This window comes from Egibacteraceae bacterium (assembly GCA_035540635.1).
GTDB lineage: Bacteria > Actinomycetota > Nitriliruptoria > Euzebyales > Egibacteraceae > DATLGH01.
Genome location: DATLGH010000104.1, coordinates 1 through 16,854, shown reverse-complemented (window position 1 = coordinate 16,854; position 16,854 = coordinate 1). Strand labels below are relative to the sequence as shown.

Below are 16,854 nucleotides of genomic sequence, written 5' to 3'. Positions count from 1 at the left end.
CCTCATCACCCCCACCACACGCCGCCAGACCCAACGCGGCCACAACCGCCACCGCCAACAGCCGAACACGAGCAAGCTTCGCAGACATCGGTCGAACTCCTTGTAGGCCTCAAGCCGGCGCCGCCGGGGAGGCGAGCGCTCATCAGGAGTTCGACGTCGATAGGAGGCTGGCTTGGTGGAATCTGCGCGCCACAAGCCCGGCGGGCAGCCCGCGGCGGGGGCGGGAACCCCCTCCCGCCCCGCGCTCTAGACGCGACTCGTCGCGCGATCCTTGTCGGCAGCCAGCCCCACGGCGAGCGCGGCGGCGCCGGTGGCGAAGTGCAGGACGTGGTCAGCGACGTTCAGGGCGAGGACGTTCGCCTGGGCGTCCTCGGGCACCAGCACACCGAGCACGCCGACGAGGAGGTAAGCCGCGCCGATCGCGGTGTTCACCATGCGCGAGGCGCCGAGGCCGGCCGCTGCCCCGCCGACGAGGGCCGCACCGATCGCCAGGTGCACGATGTTGTGGAGGGGGTTGACCTCGAAGATGCCGAGCAGCAGGCCGCCCTCCGGCGACGCGAAGCCGACGCCACCCGTAACGGTGAAGCCGAGCAGCCCGACGAGGATGTACACCCCGCCGACGGCGTAGCCGAAGATCTGGTTGATGCTCACCGGGTGCTCCCATCAGTCGGAAAGGCTCTCCTTTGGGAGGCTTGCCCCTCTCAGGGGGCGGACAAACGCACACCCATGCGGGCCCCGCGCGCGCAGGCCCCGACCGGCAAGCGGTCGGGGCCTGTGCGCGGCTCTTGGAGGGCTTTCCTCCGTGGAGGACCGCCTGTCTAGGGAACGATCCGATCGATCAGGCCGCCAACGCCAGACCGCTCGTCGGACGCGGCCGGTGGGTCGGACGCGCCGGTGTCAGCGGGCGCCTCGTCGGAGAGCGCCGTCGAGCCACCAGCGGGGGCGTTGTCGTCTCGCAGGACGTCGGTGACGCCGTCGAGCAGCTCGGTTTCCCGGATGGCGTCCGTGACACCGCGCAGCGGCTCGACCTGTCCGACGGCGTCGGTCGCCCCGTCGATCAGGTCGTCGACCTGTTCCGGCAGCCCCGGCAGGAGGCTCGTCGCTGCGGTCTCCCCGTCGGTCAGCTCGGTGACGTCGAGCAGTCGGATCAGGAACGTCGCCATCTGGTCACGACGCACCGATCGGCCAGGGGCGAACGCGTTCGCCGTCTGGCCGACCGTCAGTCCGAATATCTCGAACGCGGCGTCGATGGTGCCCCGGTGCACGTTCGTCGGCGACACGTCGGCGAAGTGCGGCCCGCCGACGGCCTCGAACGTCGTGCCGAAGGCGAGGTTGGCGGCACGCAGGAGGAACGACGCCATCTGATCGCGGCGCACCGGCTCCGCCGGCGCGTAGCGCGTCGGCGTCCGCCCCTGCGTGATCCCAAGGGCCGCGAGCTGGTTGATCGCGTCCTCGTGGGTGTTTCCGGCGACGTCGGTGAAGCCCTGATCCGACGGGGCGGGGATGTCGATGCCCCCCGCCGCCTGGAGCGTCCGTACGACGAAGGAGGCCATCTGGTCGCGACGCACCGCCATGCGGGGTGCGTAACGGCCGTCGCCGGTGCCCTGGGTGATTCCCCTGGCCAACGCGCAGTCGACGGAGGCGCGGTGCACCTCGGCGATGTCGTTGCGGTCGGAGAACTGCGCCGGCGGAGCCGGCGTCGAGCAGGGGTCCTCAGGGTCGATGACCCGGGGGTCGGCGTCGGCGGCTTCCTGCGCCGACGTCATGCTGCCGAGCGGCAGGAGGGCGAGCGCGGTGACGATCGCACCTGCCAGGGCGGGCGCCCAAAGGCGGGGGCGTGCCAGGAGGTGGGGACGGTTCATCGCCATACCTCCTAGCTGCCGGGGGTCTGGGGCTGGGCGCCGGGGACGCGGTCGCGGTTGGTGAGGTCGAAGCCCCGGTGGGGCGTCGCCAGGTACGGGAACTGGTTCAGGAACGGCTTGTCGTTGCGGATGACACCATCGGTCAGCTCGTTGTTGGGCGCGACGTTGAAGTCAGGCGTGAAGGGTGTGGCCCCCGCCACCGCCCGCAACGCGATGTCGACGACGTCGTCACCGGGACGGCGCCCGTTGGGGAAGCCGTCGTTCTCCCCGGCGAGCACGCCGAGGCGGTTGTTGGCGTTGAGGTCGGCGTTCGACGGGGCGACGTCCATGTTGAGCCGCATCATCTCGGACGGGCGGGACAGCCTCGGGGACTGGTTGACGCCCTCGATGCCGGTGAGGAAGATCGCCACGAGGTCCTCGCGCGGAGCGGGCGGCACCTCGATGCCGTAGACCGCGTTGATCTGCGCCGCGAGGATCGGGTCCGTCACGAGCGGGATGGGGCCCTCGGTGGACAGCGGCGGGGCGTCGAGCTGCGGGAACACGTCGGCGTCGGCCGACGGCGGGATGGAGTTGAAGGCGTCCTTCAGCCCGAGGGGGACGACCACCTCGTTCACGAGCGGCATGCCGAGGCGCGACACCTGCACCCAGCGGCCCCGGTGAACGGGGGCGGCGCTGGAGTTCTGTGCGAACACCCGGACCTTGCGGCGCTCGGCCGTGGAGTACACGCCGATCACCGGGTCGTTGGCAGCGCCACGCAGCAGCGTCTTGGGCACCTGCAGTCCGAGGGTGTGCACGTTGTACCCGGCGAACGTGTCGCGGCCCTCCTCGGCGGGGCGCTGCGTCAGCGCGTGCGCGCCCTGGAAGGGCCGCAGGGTGCCGATGTCGAAGATCGAGGCGATGTCGACGTAGAAGGGATCGTCGCGCTGCCCGGCGAACACCCGGATCCCCCTGGCGACGTCGTGCACCGCCTGCTGCGCGAGCTGGTTGTAGTTGGCGTCGTCGCCGGTGGTGATCGGCCCCACGTGCTCGGGCGGCAACGTGAGGTTGCTCCCCAAGGCGGTACGCCGGCCGTTGCGCACCTCGAAGACCGACATGGTCTGCCGGAAGTTGTAGGTGTCGTCGTCGAGGTTGGTGATCGGCAGGGTCCCCCGCCCATCGAGTGCGGCGACGGGATCACCGTACAGGTACTCGTTCGGGTTCTGGATTGCGTTGGTGAACCGGAACTCGTAGGTGATGTCGGGATTGGCGTCGCCGGTGTTGTCGATGTGGATGTTGTAGCGGACGTCCTCGCCGAACCGGAAGTAGTTCGGGCCACCGCCCGGCTCCTGGAAGGGCACGAAGTTCGCGAGCAGGGTGACGGTGTCGGGGCGGTCGGGACTGGTGAACGCGTACAGGTCGGTGTTGTCCGCGACGGGGTCTTCCATGATGAGCGGTGCTTCGCGGTGGCTCGACGCGTCGGCGATCGACAGCAGGGCCATCGCGGTTGCGACGCTCAGGCCGAGGGCGAGCAGCACCGTGGTCGACCGCCGGTGGGGGGTGGACAGAGCGGATGATGACATGCGGATGCCTCCTGAAGGCAGATGGAGCGGGGGTGAGCGGGGCGGGACGGCAGCGGAGGGCCGCGACACCGCAGCCCTGGGCCGCTCATCGCGGTGTCCGGCTCTGGAGCACCCCGATGACCCGCCACTGCCTACCGACAGGCGCGACGACCACACGAAGCTCGATCGGTGCGATCACCGGTACGACGCGCGCCCACTCGAGGACCGGCTCGCCGTAGGCGGCGAGGATGCCGTTCGTGTCGAAGCCCTCCCTGAAGGGCTCGACCGGTCCCACCTCCACCGCACCGTCGCTGCCGCAGAGCTCCCGTGCGAGCGCCGGCTGCCCGAGGACCGAGGAGTGCTCCCCTCCGGATCGGCACTCCTGGCGTGACAGGGCCCACTCCCGCACGGCCTCGCCCGCTTCGCCGTCCGGTGGATGGAGCGGCTCGAAGGTCGACTCCTGCAGTGCCACCGCCCAGCCGCCGTCCTCGGCCACCACCGACCACGTCGCCCGGGCGCGACCGGGGACGAGCCCGATGACGTGGTCGAGGCTCGGTTCGAAGCCGACGAGCGCGACGACGGCCGCCCGGCCGTCCCCGACGGTCGCCTGCTCGACCTCGTAGCCCGTCACGGGGGGCAGAACGTCGGCATGCAGCGCGACCCAGCCGGCCGCGGTGCGGTACTCCCCCCGGTCGCCGGCGGCGAGGAGCAGGTACGAGGCGGCGTAGTCGCCGGCGACCTCGGCGTCGAGGAAGGCACGCACCGCCGCCTCCGGCGTGTCCGCCGGCTGACCGGGTGGGGTCGGCCCGCTGAACGACTCCACCTCGGGGGGTTGACCGATCGGCAGGTCGGCGACGGGCGTGACCTCGCCGACCGGCGTGCGCGTTCCCCGGAGCGCTTCCGTCACCAGGACCGTCAGGCCAACTCCCACCGCGAGGCTGACGAGACCGACGAGCGCGACACGAAGGCCGTCCGGAAGGCGGACGCCCCGCCGATGCCGTGGCGGACCGTTCGGCGGCTTGGCCTGCGCACTTGTGGTGTCACTGTCAACGACGCTGCGGGTCACGAAAGTGCCTTTCAGGGGACCCATCCGGCCGGCCGACCGGATACGAACATGTGAGGCGTTCGGTGCTGTCGGCTCTGCGGTCGGGTCCGGATCTCGAAACGACTCGCAGAGCTCCGAAATCGAAGAAGGGCCGGCACGTCCATGGGAAGTCAGCGCAGGATGGTCGTCACCGTCGCGGCCATGGCCCTGCTCACCGGGCTGGCCGTCGGCCGGTTCGCCATGGCCGAACCCACCGCCTTCGCACCCACGGTGACGACGGCGCACACCGTCGCTGCACAGGTGGCGGCTCTCGAGCGGGCCGTGGAGGCGCAGCCGACCGACCTCGCGTCATGGCAGGCGCTCGGCACCGCCTACACGCAGCGCGCGTTCGAGGTCGGCGACCCGAGCTTCTATGGCCTGGCGACGCGTGCCTTCGACCGAGCCGAGCGGCTCGGCGGGGACCAGGCGGGGACGCTGCTCGGCCGCGGGCACCTCGCCCTCGCGCTGCACGCGTTCGCTGACGCCCACGCCTACGCGGAGCGCGCTCTTCTGCAGCGTCCCCACAGCGCCGAGGTGCTCGGCGTGCTCGTCGACGCGGATGTGGAGCTCGGCCACTACGGCAGCGCCGCCGCCCGTCTCCAGGAGATGCTCGATCTTCGTCCGGGCCTGCCCGCCCTCGCCCGCACGTCCTACCTGCGCGAGCTCCACGGCGACCTTGAAGGGGCGACGGAGGCGATGCGGCGGGCGGAGGCCGCCGGCTCGGGTTCCTCGTTCGAGGCCGCCACGGTCGCCGCGCTGCTCGGAGACCTCCACCTCGCTCAGGGAGACCTCGAGGCGGCCACGACCGCTTACGAGCGCGCGCTCGATGCAGCGCCCACGCTCGTCGGCGCGGGGGTGGGGCTCGCCCGCGTCGACGCCGCACGCGGCGACTCCGGCGCAGCGATCAGCCGGCTGAAGGCGGTCGTGGACCGATTCCCCCAGCCCGATGCGGTCATCCTGCTCGGTGACCTCCACGCCGAGGCGGGCGAGGGCGAGCTGGCCCGCCAGCAATACGCGCTGGCGCGCACGATCGCCCGGTTGCAGGAGGGCGCCGGCCAGAACGTCGACCTCGAGCTGGCCCTGTTCGAGGCGGATCGCGGCGACGACCCGGCGCGTGCGCTCGAGCTCGCGCAGAGGGCCTACGAGGCCCGGCCCGCGAACGTCTACGCGGCTGACACGCTCGCCTGGGCCCTGCTCCGCTCGGGACGCGCCGAGGAGGCGACGGTGCCGATGGAGGATGCCCTGCGCCTCGGCACCGCCGACGCGCTCATGCGCTTCCACGCCGCCGAGGTGTTCGCCGCGGCGGGTGATCCCGAGCGTGCCCGCGAAGAGCTCGCTGCGGCGCTCGAGACGAACCCCTGGTTCTCCGTCGCCCACCGGGGTCGTGCGGCCACGCTGACCGCAGATCTCGGCGTCCCGCAGCCGGTCGCGTGGGAGGAAGTCGAGTGAGGACGCTGCGCCGGCTGCTCATCGGAGTTGGGGTGACGACCTTCCTCGTCGCGCCCGCGACCGCCGCCGCCGCCCACCCGCTCGGCAACTTCACGACGAACACCTATGCCGGCCTGGAAGTAGGCGTCGAGGACGTCGCGGTGGACTATGTCCTCGACCTCGCCGAGATCCCCACGTTCCAGACGATCGAGCGCCTCGGGCGGGGTCCCGACGGCCGTCTCGACACACGCGTCCGGGCGCACTACGAGGCCGGCCAGTGCGCGGACCTCGCGGCCGGCCTGCAGGTGACCGTGGACGGCGAGCGCTTCGACCTCGACGTGGTGGGGAGCGAGCTGTCGTTTCCCGCGGGCGAGGCCGGGCTCGACACGCTGCGCCTCGAGTGCCGCATGCTCGCGCGCGCCGGGGCGTTCGACGGGCAGCGGACGGTCACGATCTCCGACGGCAGCTTCCCCAGCCGGCTGGGGTGGCGGGAGATCACCGCGACCGGCGACGGCACGACCGTCACGGCCAGTGACGTCCCCTCCACCTCGCTGAGCGCCCGCCTGCTCGCCTACCCCGAGGAGCTGCAGCGGTCACCCCTCGACCGGCGCGAGGCGACCGTGCGGGTGCGCCGGGGGGGACCGGCGGATGGGGCCGGGGCGCCGAGCGATCCGGGGGAGTCGATGGTGGGCGCCATCGAGCGGCTGAGCACCTCCTTCACGTCCCTTGTCGCGGGGCAGCCGCTCACCGTCGCGTTCGGGCTGTTCGCGTTCGGCGCAGCCATCCTGCTCGGGGCGTTGCACGCGCTCGCTCCGGGCCATGGGAAGACGGTGATGGCCGCCTACCTCGTCGGCAGCCGGGGCACCACCCGCCAGGCACTCCAGCTCGGGATGACCGTGGCCGTCACCCACACCGCGGGGGTGTTCGCACTCGGCATGGTGCTCTCGGCCTTCCAATCGGTCGCACCCGAACGCGTCTACCCCTACCTCGGACTGGCGAGTGGGCTGCTTTTCTCGGCCGTCGGCGCGGTGCTGCTGCGAAACGCGTTGCGTGCCCGCAAGGCCCACCACTCCCACGACCACGGTCACTCGCACGAGCACGGACACACCCACGAGCACGGACACGAGCACGGCCACACGCACGACGCCGCCCTGACGTGGCGCAGCATGCTGGCCCCAGGCCTCGCCGGCGGCCTCGTACCCAGCCCCTCCGCGCTCGTCGTCCTCCTGGGCGGCATCGCCGTCGGGCGGGCGTGGTTCGGGGTCTCGCTCGTCTTCGCGTACGGCGTCGGCATGGCTGCCACACTCGTGGCTGCGGGCTACCTGCTCCTCCGCGCCCGCCACCGGTTCGAGAGCCGCACCACCACCGGTCGCCTGTCCCGCCTCGTCGGTGCGTTGCCCGTGGGAACGGCGGGCCTCATCGTCGTCGGGGGCCTCGTCATCGCTGCACGTTCCGCCATCCCGCTGTAGGAGTCGCCCGGGGCGTCGCCGGCTTGGCTGGCCGCTCATCCGGGAGCTCACGCGCACTCCGGCACGCAGGGAGTTCCGTGTCGAACGGGGCAGCACCTGCACGAGGACCCCCCGGCGGGCGGCGTCGCACAGCATCTGCGTGGTGACGGTGTCGGGACAGAAGTACGCGGTCGCGACGCGGATGCGCTCCTCGGCGAGCTGCAGGAGCGCGCGCACGAGTGTGGTGATGTCGCTCCAGGCCCTCGCGTCGTCGCCCCGCACGACCATGACCCGTGAGGGCCCGCCGGTCGGTTGCTCGGGGAACTCGTCGACGCCGATGTCGACGAGCGGGCCGTCGCACACCTCGGCCCAGTCGTCGAGGAACGCCGCGCGCAGACCGTTCACGGCCGGGCGGATCATCCGGAACCGGGTCGATGCGGCGCGCCCCGAGGGCGTCGAGCAGCACCCGGACGCGCAGGCCGGCCGGCACGGGCGCGTTCGCCCCCGCCGGGGCGACTCCACGCCGCCCGAACGCCGGCCGGTCGGCCGAGGCCCCCGTGTGGCGCCGGGCAGATCCAGCGCTCGCAGGGGGATGCGGCTATGGCGCTTCCTGCACGCGAGAAGGCCCCGTCGCACGCATGCGACGGGGCCTTCTCGCGAATCGGGAGCCTCAGCTGGAGTGGCGTGCCCCTGAGGTGGTTCCGGGGAAGCGGTCCGGGAACTGCTCGGACAGGCCAGTGGCGAACGCCCCGGCCGTCTCGAACATGTGCTGGTAGGCCTCGTAGCCCTCGCTGAAGGCGCTCTCGAAGTCGCCCTCGGCGTACGCGTCGATCTGCGTGACCAGCTGGTCGACGTGGGTTTGCAGGGACTCCGCGACGGCGTCGCCCGGGATGTTGCCCTCGCTCGCCTCGTCGATGAACGCGGAGAAGTCCTGGCGGTACTGCTCCAGGCGAGCCAGCGCCTCGTCCTGCATGGCCTGGTCGTCGCCGGCCAGCCCCTGGGTGTACTGGACGAAGAAGCCGATGTGGTCCTCCCACATCTGCTGGAAGGCCTGCGCGCCCTCGGACCCGTACACGAGCTCGATGGAGCTCGTCAGGTCCTGCGTGTTCGCGTCGAGCGCGGCTGCGGCCTGCTCGAAGTCCGGCGCGCCGTTGAAGCCCCTGCGCATGGCGACGATCGCCGCGTTGGCGTGCTGACCGAGCTGCTGGCCGAGCAGGGACTGCAGGTCGGTGGCGGGGATCGGCTCGCCCTCCGTTTGGGCGACGGCCACTCCCGTGTGCGTGGCCAGGCTCACGTGCTCTCCACCGCTCGGGAAGCGGTCGGGGAACTGGGTGGAGATGCCCTCGGCGAGGACCTGTGCGGTCTCGAACATGTGGCCGTAGGCCTCACGCTCGACGTCGAACGCGGTCGCGAAGTCCTGCGCGTCGTACGCGTCGATCTGGCTCACGAGCTGGTCCACGTGCATCTGCAGGCTGTCCGAGACCGGGCCGGCCGGGAGGTTGCCTTCACTCGCCTCGTCGAGGAACGCGGAGAAGTCGTCGCGGTACTGCTCGAGCTGGGCCAGTGCCTCGTCCTGCTTGGTCTGGTCGTCCGCGGCGAGTCCCTGCGTGTACTGGACGAAGAAGCCGATGTGGTCCTCCCACATCTGCTGGAAGGCACTCGCGCCCTCGTCACCGTAGACCAGGCCGATGGACTCGGTCAGGTCCTGGGTGTTCGCGTCGAGGGTGGCGGCCGACGCCTCGAACTCCTCTGCGCCGGTCAGGCCGTTGCGCATCGCGTCGATGGCGAGCAGGGCGTGCGCGCCGAGCTGCTGCTCGAGCGTCAGGCGCAGCTCCTCGGCGGACAGCTCGGCTTCAGTCGTCTCCTCGGGCGTCTCGGTAGCGTCGGGGGTCGGCTGCGGGGTCGGCTCCGTCTGGGGCTCTTCCCCGGGTGCGCACGCCGCGAGGGCGAACAGGGCGGCCAGCGCCAGGATGAGCAGTCGGACATGGCGAAGCAGGGGGGTCATGGGGGTCTCCTGGTCGTGCGATCAGCCGGTCACCGTGACGGTGCCGGTCATGCGGGGATGGAAGAAGCAGAAGTAGGGATACGTGCCGGCCTCGTCGAACACGCGGGTGTAGGTGTCGCCCGGCTCGAGGTCCCCCGACTTCTCGCCGTCGTCGAACGTCACGGTGTGACGTGATCGACCCTCGTCGAACGTCCACTCGACTGCGCTGCCGGGCGCGACCGCGATTTCCTCCGGCGCGAAGGCGAAGTCGGCGACTACGACGACCGCCTCGCCGCTCGGGGACTGCTCAGGTACCGGTGGTGACGCGAGCTCGTCGTCGGTCATGCAGCCGGCGAGCGCGAGGCTCGCCGCCATCAGCAGCGTGAATGTCTTCCCGGTCATGCTCCCCGTTCGGACCGCCCCGTGGTCCGGTTTGGTCCGGAGCGGAGAATCTCCTACAGGCCTCGTACTCAGCGCCGGTACCCGCCGAAGAAGGGCACGGAGGGGGGGCGACCGGCGGCTGGACGCACCCGGTGCTCACCGTGACGCCCGGGATCCCCGGTGACTCGGGCAGCGTGTTCCTCGAGGCCCAAGGGCAACGCCCTCGGCGTGCTGTCGACGCAGATGATCGCGCCGCTGCTCCAGCGGGACGGGCCGTGGCGTCACCGGGGTCACGGGCGAACTGCCTCCCTCGCCGGTCAGTGCGCCGGAGGCACGACCCGTCCCGCGGCCCCTATAGCCCCCTGGCCTCACGCCGAAACGGCGGGCCTGCGGGCGTCGCCTCGTGACGGTGAGCGTTGCTCGGTCGTGCAGTGGGACACAGCCGCGGTGGGTTGAGCGCCGCCCGGACGATCAGGTGCGTCCGGGTGCCGTGCAGAGGCTTCCCGCCTGGTCCGCCTCACGGCAGTTGCCGCGGCGCTCGTATTCACCGGTCGCCACGAGGTTGCCGGCGTCGTCGACGACGTCGGCGTGGTGGAAGCCCCGACCCGACGTCGCACCGCTGCAGCCCGCGGCGCCGGTGCCCTTCGCCGTGAAGGTGCAGATCGAGGTGACCGTGCCGTTCGCGTGCCGGATCTGGAAGGTGTACTGACCCGCCTCCAGGCCGCGGACCCTCACGTTGGCCCGGATCGTGTCGGTGCCCGTGGAGTAGTTCGCCACCGACGTTCCCGTCGCCCCGTCCCCGGAGAGCTCCGCCTTGTTGTTGCCGATGTGCGCCGCCGATGCCGGTAGAGCGGCGAGGGCGGCCAGCACCGCCATCGTCACCGCGACCAACCCGACCTTGAAGCCCGTTCCCACACCCTGCATGCCGTCTCCTTGCGCTCGCGTACCGGAAGGTGCCGCCCGCGCCGGGCGCACACCGCGGACGGTGCTCCGCGGCCAGGGTTCGGAGCGAGGGCAACGCCGGCTTGCTCGACGGCGAAATCGTGTGGTGCCCACGCTGGCACATCAGCCCGGAAGCCCGAGAACCCGCCGCTGCCGCGGCGGGTTCTCGGCTTCGGTCGGACAGCGGGCTACGCGGGGGCCGGCTCCCGCTCCATCTCCGGCGTGTAATTGCCGTCGCGGGCGGCGGCGTTGCAGCGCGCACGGTGGGCGAGCGCCTCCTGAGCGGCCGCGACGTTGCCTTCGTCGCCCCGCCACGTCTCCAGGGCTGTTGCGAGGAGCGCGCGGCCGTAGGAGAAGGTCAGCGGCCAGGGCTGCGGGCCGCGGCTGTTGAACTCGTTGAGGTTCTCCGCCGCCTGCTCGTCGGACTGGCCGCCGGAGAGGAAGGCGATGCCGCCCACGGCTGCGGGCACCACGCGACGGAAGATACGCAACGTCGCGTCGACGACCTCCTCGACACCGGCCTGCTGGGCGTTGTCGGTGCCCGAGAGCACCATGTTCGGCTTGAGCACCATGCCCTCGAGCGCGACGTGCTGAGTGGCCAGCTCGGTGAACACCATCCGCAGCGTCTCGGCCGTGACCTCCTCGCACCGGGCGATGCTGTGATCGCCGTCCATGAGGACCTCCGGCTCGACGATCGGCACGATCCCCGCTTCTTGACACAGCGCCGCGTAGCGCGCCAGCGCATGGGCGTTCGCGGCGAGGCAGCGGGTGGTGGGGATGCCGTCGCCGATCGTGATGACCGCGCGCCACTTCGCGAAACGGGCGCCCATCTCGGCGTACTCGGCCAGTCGTTCCCGGAGGCCGTCGAGGCCTTCGGTCACCTTCTCCCCGGGTGCACCGGCCAGGTCCTTCGCGCCGGTGTCGACCTTGATGCCCGGGAGGATGCCTGCTTCGCTGGCGGCGTCGGCGAAGGGCCGCCCGTCCGACAGCGTCGACCGGATGGTCTCGTCGTAGAGGATCACCCCGCTGATCCAGCGGCCGATGTCGGGCGTGGTGAGGATGAGCTCGCGCCAGGCACGCCGGGTGTCGGCCGTGGGGGGCACGCCGACGGCCTCGAGGCGCTTCGACATGGTGCCGCTGCTCTCGTCGGCGGCCAGGATGCCCTTACCCGGAGCCACCATGGCGGCGGCCGTCGCCTCCAGGTCGTGGTCGTGATGCGTCATCGGTGTCACCTTCCTCCAAACCTCTGCAAAAGACCGGGAAGACGCGCGTCGGAACGCCACGCGCGTGCCCGGGACCTTACGACGCCGTACGGCAGGGTTGCCACATCGGCGTCCCCCCGCCCGGGGAAAGCGGCGGGGGAAGCCGGTGACGTGCGCTAGGCGTCGCCGCCGGTCGGCGCCGCGAAGTCGCTGCGGTCCTCCGGCTGGCGGTCCGCCATCTCGGGCATGGTGTCGGCCATCTCCTTTGTGACCTGGTCACCGCGGGGCCGTGAGCCGCTGTCGCCGACCAGGTCCTCGTTCTCGTCGAGGGCCGGCTCCACCCACTCGCCGGGCTCCTTCTCCACGTCGGTGCGGGTGCGTCCCTCGGCATTCGTGTTGGCGCGGGTGCGCTCGCTCATCGAGTTGCCTCCTCTGGGTCGGGGCTCGTCCGCACCGTGTCTACCCGGTGACGCCGATCCCAACCGCCTGACTGTCAACCTTTGACTCACACTTTGTCCGGCAATCCCCACTGGACAGTGAAGCATCCGTGGCCCATCCTGAGCGGACAGACGTGCCCAAGAACCGCCCGGTGCGGCCACGTGTCGCCCAGAGCCGTGGCCGCACCGGGCGCCAAGATCCGGTCGTCGCCGTCAGCCCGCCGCAGGAGCGAGCGCAACGACCCGGCGTCCCGCGTGGGCGTCCGCGACGGCGTTGCGGTGCGCGCGACCCGTGGAGACACCCCCGAGCATGCGGACGAGGTCCACGACCCGGGCCGCGTACCCGGCCTCGTTGTCGTACCAGCCGAGGACCTTGAACTGGTTGCCGGACGCTCCCCGCGTCGAGTCCAGGTCGACCGTGCACGAGTGGCGGTCGCCCACGTAGTCGCAGCTCACGAGCGGCTCCCCGCTCACGTTGAGGACGCCGGCCCAGGCCGGGTCCGCGCTGGCCGCGGTGAAGACCGCGTTGATCTCCTCGGCGGTCGTCGGGCGCGCGAGGAGGACCGACAGATCGGTGAGGGACACGTCGGGGACCGGCACACGGACGGCGATGCCGACGAGGCTGCCCGCCAGTTCGGGCAGGACCTTGCCGATTGCCTTGGCGGCCCCGGTTCGTGTGGGTGTCATGTTCATGCTCGCCGCCCGACCCCGCCGGGGATCGTCGTGGATGGCGTCGTGGATCTCCTGGTCGCGGGTGAACGCATGGATCGTGGTGACGAGGCCGCCGACGACCCCGAACGCCTCGTGCAGCACCTTCACCATGGGCGCGAGGCAGTTGGTCGTGCACGAGGCCGCCGAGATGACGTGGTGCGTCTCCGGGTCGTAGCGGTCGTCGTTGACCCCCACGACCGCGGTCAGCGGGACGCGAGCGGCCGGCGCGGTGATGAGCACCTTGCGCGCGCCGGCATCGAGGTGCGCGCAGGCGCCCTCCAGGTTGTTGAAGCTTCCGGTCGCCTCCACGACCACGTCCACGCCCATCGCCGCCCAGGGCAGCCGCGCGGGGTCGCGTTCGGTGAGCACCGCCACCGGCCGGCCCTGCACGACGAGATGCCCGTCGTCGTGCGCGACCTGTCCCGGGAACCGCCCGTAGACGGAGTCGTAGAAGAACAGCTGCGCAAGGCTCGACGGACGCCCGCGACCACTGTTCACGGCGACGACCACCACGTCGTCGTCGTCGGCGACCTGGCGCAGGACCTGGCGACCGATTCGACCGAAGCCGTTGATCGCCACACGCGTCGCCATGAGGCCGAGTGTGCGCCATTGCCCCGCTGGCGCATCCACCCCGCGGGGGACGGCGGGGGTGATCCCGCCTCCCGGCGCGCCGAGCGGCGCCGGGAGACATGGCCGGCCCGTTCCGCGACAGGCGCGACACGGCAGGCTGCGAGCGGCTAGGCTGACGGCTGTGGCCGTCGACATCACCGTCCAGGAAACCCCCAACCCGCATGCCCGGCGGTTCGTTCTCGACCGCCCCGTCCAGGAGCACTCACGGGGGCGCTTCTTCACGGACGCGGCGAGCACGGAGGACACGCTGGCGAAGCGGCTGCTCGAGCTCGACGGGGTGGAAGCGGCGATGCTGCTGCCGACGTCGATCACGCTGAACAAGGCCGCCGACGCGTCCTGGGAGGACGTCGAGTCGGCCGCGCGGGCGGCACTGACCGACTACTTCGCCTGAGGAGCCGGCTCGGGCACGAGGTGGTCGGCCACGCGCAGGGCGTAGCCCTTGATCACCCACCACGCGAGGTACTCGGTGATGTCGGCGCTCGACTCGCCGGCCCTGCCCTCGACCGCCGCGTCGAGGCCGCCGAGACGGCGTTCGAGCTCCCCCATGATGAGATGGTCGAGCGCGGCGACGACGTGCTCCTCGGGGTACAGCAGGTAGGGCTCGGCGCCGTCGGTGCGGATGAGCTGGGCGATGTGGCTGGCCGCAGCGTCGAAGTCGGCCGGTAGCGGCTCGGGCGGGGTGTCGATGATCCGGCCGACGTCCTGCTCCTCCACGCAGCGCAGGCAGTAGCCGACCGTCAGCGCGTTGCCCGCCCAGATGCCGAGCTCCTCGGCCGGCTGGGTCTTGCGCTCCTGGGCCACCCGCGCGTTGAGGTAGCGGTAGCCGCGGGGAGTGAAGGGGTGACTCTGCCCGAGCGCCCGAGTACGGAAGATCAGCTCGTGGAGGTCGAACACGGGGGGTCAGCTGCGCTTGAGGGACTGGATCTGCAGCAGCTGCTGAGGCTGCTGCTGCACCGGCTGGTCGTCACCCGCCACCTTGAGCGCGCGGAAGTCCGGCCAGCGGTCACGCAGGATCTGCTCGACGCCCTGGGTGAGCGTCACCATGCTCGACGGACAGCCGTCACAGGCCCCCATGAGCTCGAGGGTCACGACGCCGCCTTCGATGCCGATGAGCTCCATCTCGCCGCCGTGGGAGTGCACATAGGGCCGGATCTCCTCCAGCGCCTCCTGGACGAGTTCCATGGCGTCGCCCTGATCGTCCTCGCCGAGGTAGGTGTCGAGGAGGTGTGCGACGACCGGGTCCTGGCGGGCGGAGTCGAGCGCCTGCGGGGGGATGGCCGTCACGAGCCGCGTGAGCCCCTCACGGTGCCAGGCCTCGAGGTAGTCGAGCAGTTCGAGCGCCGGCTCGCGCAGCTCCGAGTCGGACTGGTCGACGGAGTCGACGAGTTGGGCGATGCGGTCGAGCATCTCGTCGTAGCCGAGCTCTTCGCGCTCCATGTCGTGGTCTCCTACTCCCAGGGACGCGCGACCTCCGCGCGTACCATCTCCAGGACGGGCTCGAAGTTGGCTTCGACGGTGGGCGAGAAGACCGGTCCGAACCCGTCGTCCACAGCTTCCACTTCGATGCAAACCGTGTCGGGAGGCAGTCCCTTGTAGTACCGCACGACCATCAGGGTGCAGTCCAAGTCGATGACGCCGCTGGCGGCCTCACCAAGGGACGCCGCCAGCAACTCGAGGTCGATGTCGTCCGTGGCCGTGTCCACACTATAGCGTCGGATCGTGCCCGGAGGGTCGCCTCGCGGATATGCCCCGACGAAGATCACCCGGTCCGGCTCGACCTCCTGCAGCTGATGCAGCACCCGGTGGGCGGACTCAGCGGAGTCCCGCAGGAGCACGCCCTCGGGCCAGCCCGAGTGGAGGTAGCGCCGCACGAACTGGGGGCCGAAGTCGAGGTCCCCGAGCAGCGGATTGCCGACGCCCCCCACGAAGATCTTCCGGTCGGAGCCGGAGGGCTCGTGGGGGGCGTCGGCGGCGTTCGTGGCGATCCGTCGCCCCTACTCAGTCAAGCGTGCAGGAGCAGGAGTTGACCTCGCGGGTGATGACGCCCTTGCCCGTGTCGACGTGGGTCGTGCACGGCATGCACGGGTCGAAGCTGCGGATCGTGCGCAGGATGTCGATGCCCTTGAGGTTGTCCTCGGGGTTCTGCTCGAGGAGCGGAGTCCCGATGACGCCCTGCTCGTAGGGACCGGGCTGGCCCCACGGGTCGCGCGGCGCCGCGTTGAAGGTCGACGGCGTCGAGATCTGGTAGTTGACGATGCGGCCCTTGTCGATCTCCATGTGGTGGCTGATCCAGCCACGACCGGCCTCCCACAGCCCCACACCGAGGCGGTGGTCCTTCGGCACCTTGAACTTCGTGTAGGCCTTCGTCTCGCCACGGCGCCAGTAGTCGTAGGCCTCCATCAGGACGGTCAGGCACGTCGCTGCCTGCCAGCCGACGGAGAACGACCGGGCGCGGTTGCGCTCGAAGGCGTTCAGCCGCTCGGGCACCTTCCAGAACAGCTCCATCTCCGGCAGCTCACCCTTGGGCAGGATGAAGCGCAGGCCGTCACCGGTCGACTGCACGAAGTCGCTCGGGCGGATCTTCTGCGCGAGCGCGGTGACCCACATGCGCCCGTAGACGCCGGTCTCCACGACCTGACGGTCCCAACGCGGCGCGCAGTCCCAGGTGTACTTCTCCTTGAAGTCACGGGCGCCCGGCTTCGGGATCGTGATCTTGTTCCACGGGTGGTAGGGGGAGATCGGCGTGCCGTTCGGGGAGGTCTGGAACTTCTGACCCCCGCCGGTCCACTCCTCGTAGAAGGAGTGCTGCACGAACTCCTCGTACCCGGCGTCGATCTGGTTGAGGTTCGTCGTGACGAGCTTGCCGTCGATGACGACGCCGGGCGTGGTCCAGCGCCGCTCACCCCACGCGCCCATGTTCTGGTACGTCTCGTCGTACGCCTCGGGGTCGTCCCAGGCGCCGAGCTGGATGATGTTGATCGGGCGCTGCCCGACCTCGGCGTAGCGCGGGTTGCACTCGAGGAAGAAGTCGAGGACGTCGTTCCACCAGCCCTGGACACGCTTGGAGTAGTCGATGAACTTGATCAGGCGCGAGTTGAACTCGTTGAACGTCGAGGTCGTGATGGTCGTGGTCACCCCGCCCGGCACGAGCGTGGAGGGGTGGGGGAACTTGCCGTAGAACAGGTTGACCATCTCCCGGCCGAGCCG

Annotated in this window: 17 protein-coding genes; 3 read left to right on the top strand and 14 right to left on the bottom strand. The window is 71.0% G+C overall.

Annotation, left to right across the window (positions count from 1 at the left end; translation table 11 throughout):
* Positions 1–246: 246 nt before the first annotated feature.
* The 4 genes from VM324_15720 to VM324_15705 form a co-directional block, all read right to left on the bottom strand.
* The gene (locus VM324_15720) at positions 247–651 is read right to left on the bottom strand and encodes a DUF4383 domain-containing protein (protein ID HVM00737.1); all 405 of its coding nucleotides are present in this window, start codon (positions 649–651) and stop codon (positions 247–249) included.
* Between the two features lie 167 nt (positions 652–818).
* Positions 819–1,862 (bottom strand): S-layer homology domain-containing protein, encoded by a 1,044-nt coding sequence (locus VM324_15715; GenBank protein HVM00736.1) that lies wholly within the window; start codon positions 1,860–1,862, stop codon positions 819–821.
* Positions 1,863–1,873: 11 nt separating this feature from the next.
* The gene (locus VM324_15710) at positions 1,874–3,421 is read right to left on the bottom strand and encodes a DUF4331 domain-containing protein (GenBank protein HVM00735.1); all 1,548 of its coding nucleotides are present in this window, start codon (positions 3,419–3,421) and stop codon (positions 1,874–1,876) included.
* Positions 3,422–3,506: 85 nt separating this feature from the next.
* Positions 3,507–4,466: a hypothetical protein gene (locus tag VM324_15705; protein ID HVM00734.1), complete on the bottom strand. Its 960-nt coding sequence runs from the start codon at positions 4,464–4,466 to the stop codon at positions 3,507–3,509.
* Positions 4,467–4,607: 141 nt separating this feature from the next.
* Between VM324_15705 and VM324_15700 the strand changes: the two genes are divergently transcribed.
* Both VM324_15700 and VM324_15695 read left to right on the top strand, forming a co-directional pair.
* Positions 4,608–5,933, top strand: a complete 1,326-nt coding sequence (locus VM324_15700) for a tetratricopeptide repeat protein (GenBank protein HVM00733.1) — start codon at positions 4,608–4,610, stop codon at positions 5,931–5,933.
* Positions 5,930–7,381, top strand: coding sequence for a hypothetical protein (locus tag VM324_15695; GenBank protein ID HVM00732.1), 1,452 nt, complete (start codon positions 5,930–5,932; stop codon positions 7,379–7,381). Before VM324_15700 ends, VM324_15695 begins: the two co-directional genes overlap by 4 nt.
* 649 nt (positions 7,382–8,030) lie before the next feature.
* Here the strand turns inward: VM324_15695 and VM324_15690 are convergent.
* From VM324_15690 to gap, 6 genes are all read right to left on the bottom strand, one after another.
* Entirely contained in the window at positions 8,031–9,365 is a 1,335-nt protein-coding gene (locus VM324_15690) for a hypothetical protein (GenBank protein HVM00731.1), read from the bottom strand.
* Positions 9,366–9,386: 21 nt separating this feature from the next.
* The gene (locus VM324_15685) at positions 9,387–9,746 is read right to left on the bottom strand and encodes a cupredoxin domain-containing protein (GenBank protein ID HVM00730.1); all 360 of its coding nucleotides are present in this window, start codon (positions 9,744–9,746) and stop codon (positions 9,387–9,389) included.
* A gap of 450 nt (positions 9,747–10,196) precedes the next feature.
* A complete protein-coding gene (locus VM324_15680) occupies positions 10,197–10,649 on the bottom strand; it encodes a hypothetical protein (protein ID HVM00729.1) in 453 nt (150 codons plus the stop codon).
* A 206-nt stretch (positions 10,650–10,855) separates the two neighbouring features.
* Positions 10,856–11,890 carry a class I fructose-bisphosphate aldolase gene (locus VM324_15675; protein HVM00728.1) on the bottom strand — a complete coding sequence of 345 codons (1,035 nt, stop codon included), beginning with the start codon at positions 11,888–11,890 and terminating at the stop codon, positions 10,856–10,858.
* A gap of 155 nt (positions 11,891–12,045) precedes the next feature.
* Positions 12,046–12,288 carry a hypothetical protein gene (locus VM324_15670; protein HVM00727.1) on the bottom strand — a complete coding sequence of 81 codons (243 nt, stop codon included), beginning with the start codon at positions 12,286–12,288 and terminating at the stop codon, positions 12,046–12,048.
* Positions 12,289–12,519: 231 nt separating this feature from the next.
* Complete coding sequence (gene gap, locus VM324_15665) at positions 12,520–13,608, bottom strand: type I glyceraldehyde-3-phosphate dehydrogenase (GenBank protein HVM00726.1); 1,089 nt, start codon at positions 13,606–13,608, stop codon at positions 12,520–12,522.
* A gap of 160 nt (positions 13,609–13,768) precedes the next feature.
* Between gap and VM324_15660 the strand changes: the two genes are divergently transcribed.
* Complete coding sequence (locus VM324_15660; GenBank protein HVM00725.1) at positions 13,769–14,038, top strand: NifU N-terminal domain-containing protein; 270 nt, start codon at positions 13,769–13,771, stop codon at positions 14,036–14,038.
* Here VM324_15660 and VM324_15655 read toward each other — a convergent pair.
* The 4 genes from VM324_15655 to VM324_15640 all read right to left on the bottom strand — a co-directional run.
* Positions 14,026–14,541 (bottom strand): hypothetical protein, encoded by a 516-nt coding sequence (locus VM324_15655; protein HVM00724.1) that lies wholly within the window; start codon positions 14,539–14,541, stop codon positions 14,026–14,028. The genes VM324_15660 and VM324_15655 overlap by 13 nt on opposite strands.
* Positions 14,542–14,547: 6 nt before the next feature.
* The gene (locus VM324_15650) at positions 14,548–15,084 is read right to left on the bottom strand and encodes a NifU family protein (protein HVM00723.1); all 537 of its coding nucleotides are present in this window, start codon (positions 15,082–15,084) and stop codon (positions 14,548–14,550) included.
* An 11-nt stretch (positions 15,085–15,095) separates the two neighbouring features.
* Positions 15,096–15,572, bottom strand: coding sequence for a hydrogenase maturation protease (locus VM324_15645; protein ID HVM00722.1), 477 nt, complete (start codon positions 15,570–15,572; stop codon positions 15,096–15,098).
* A 73-nt stretch (positions 15,573–15,645) separates the two neighbouring features.
* Positions 15,646–16,854, bottom strand: a 1,209-nt coding sequence (locus VM324_15640; protein HVM00721.1) for a nickel-dependent hydrogenase large subunit, incomplete at its 5' end; no start/stop codon positions are given.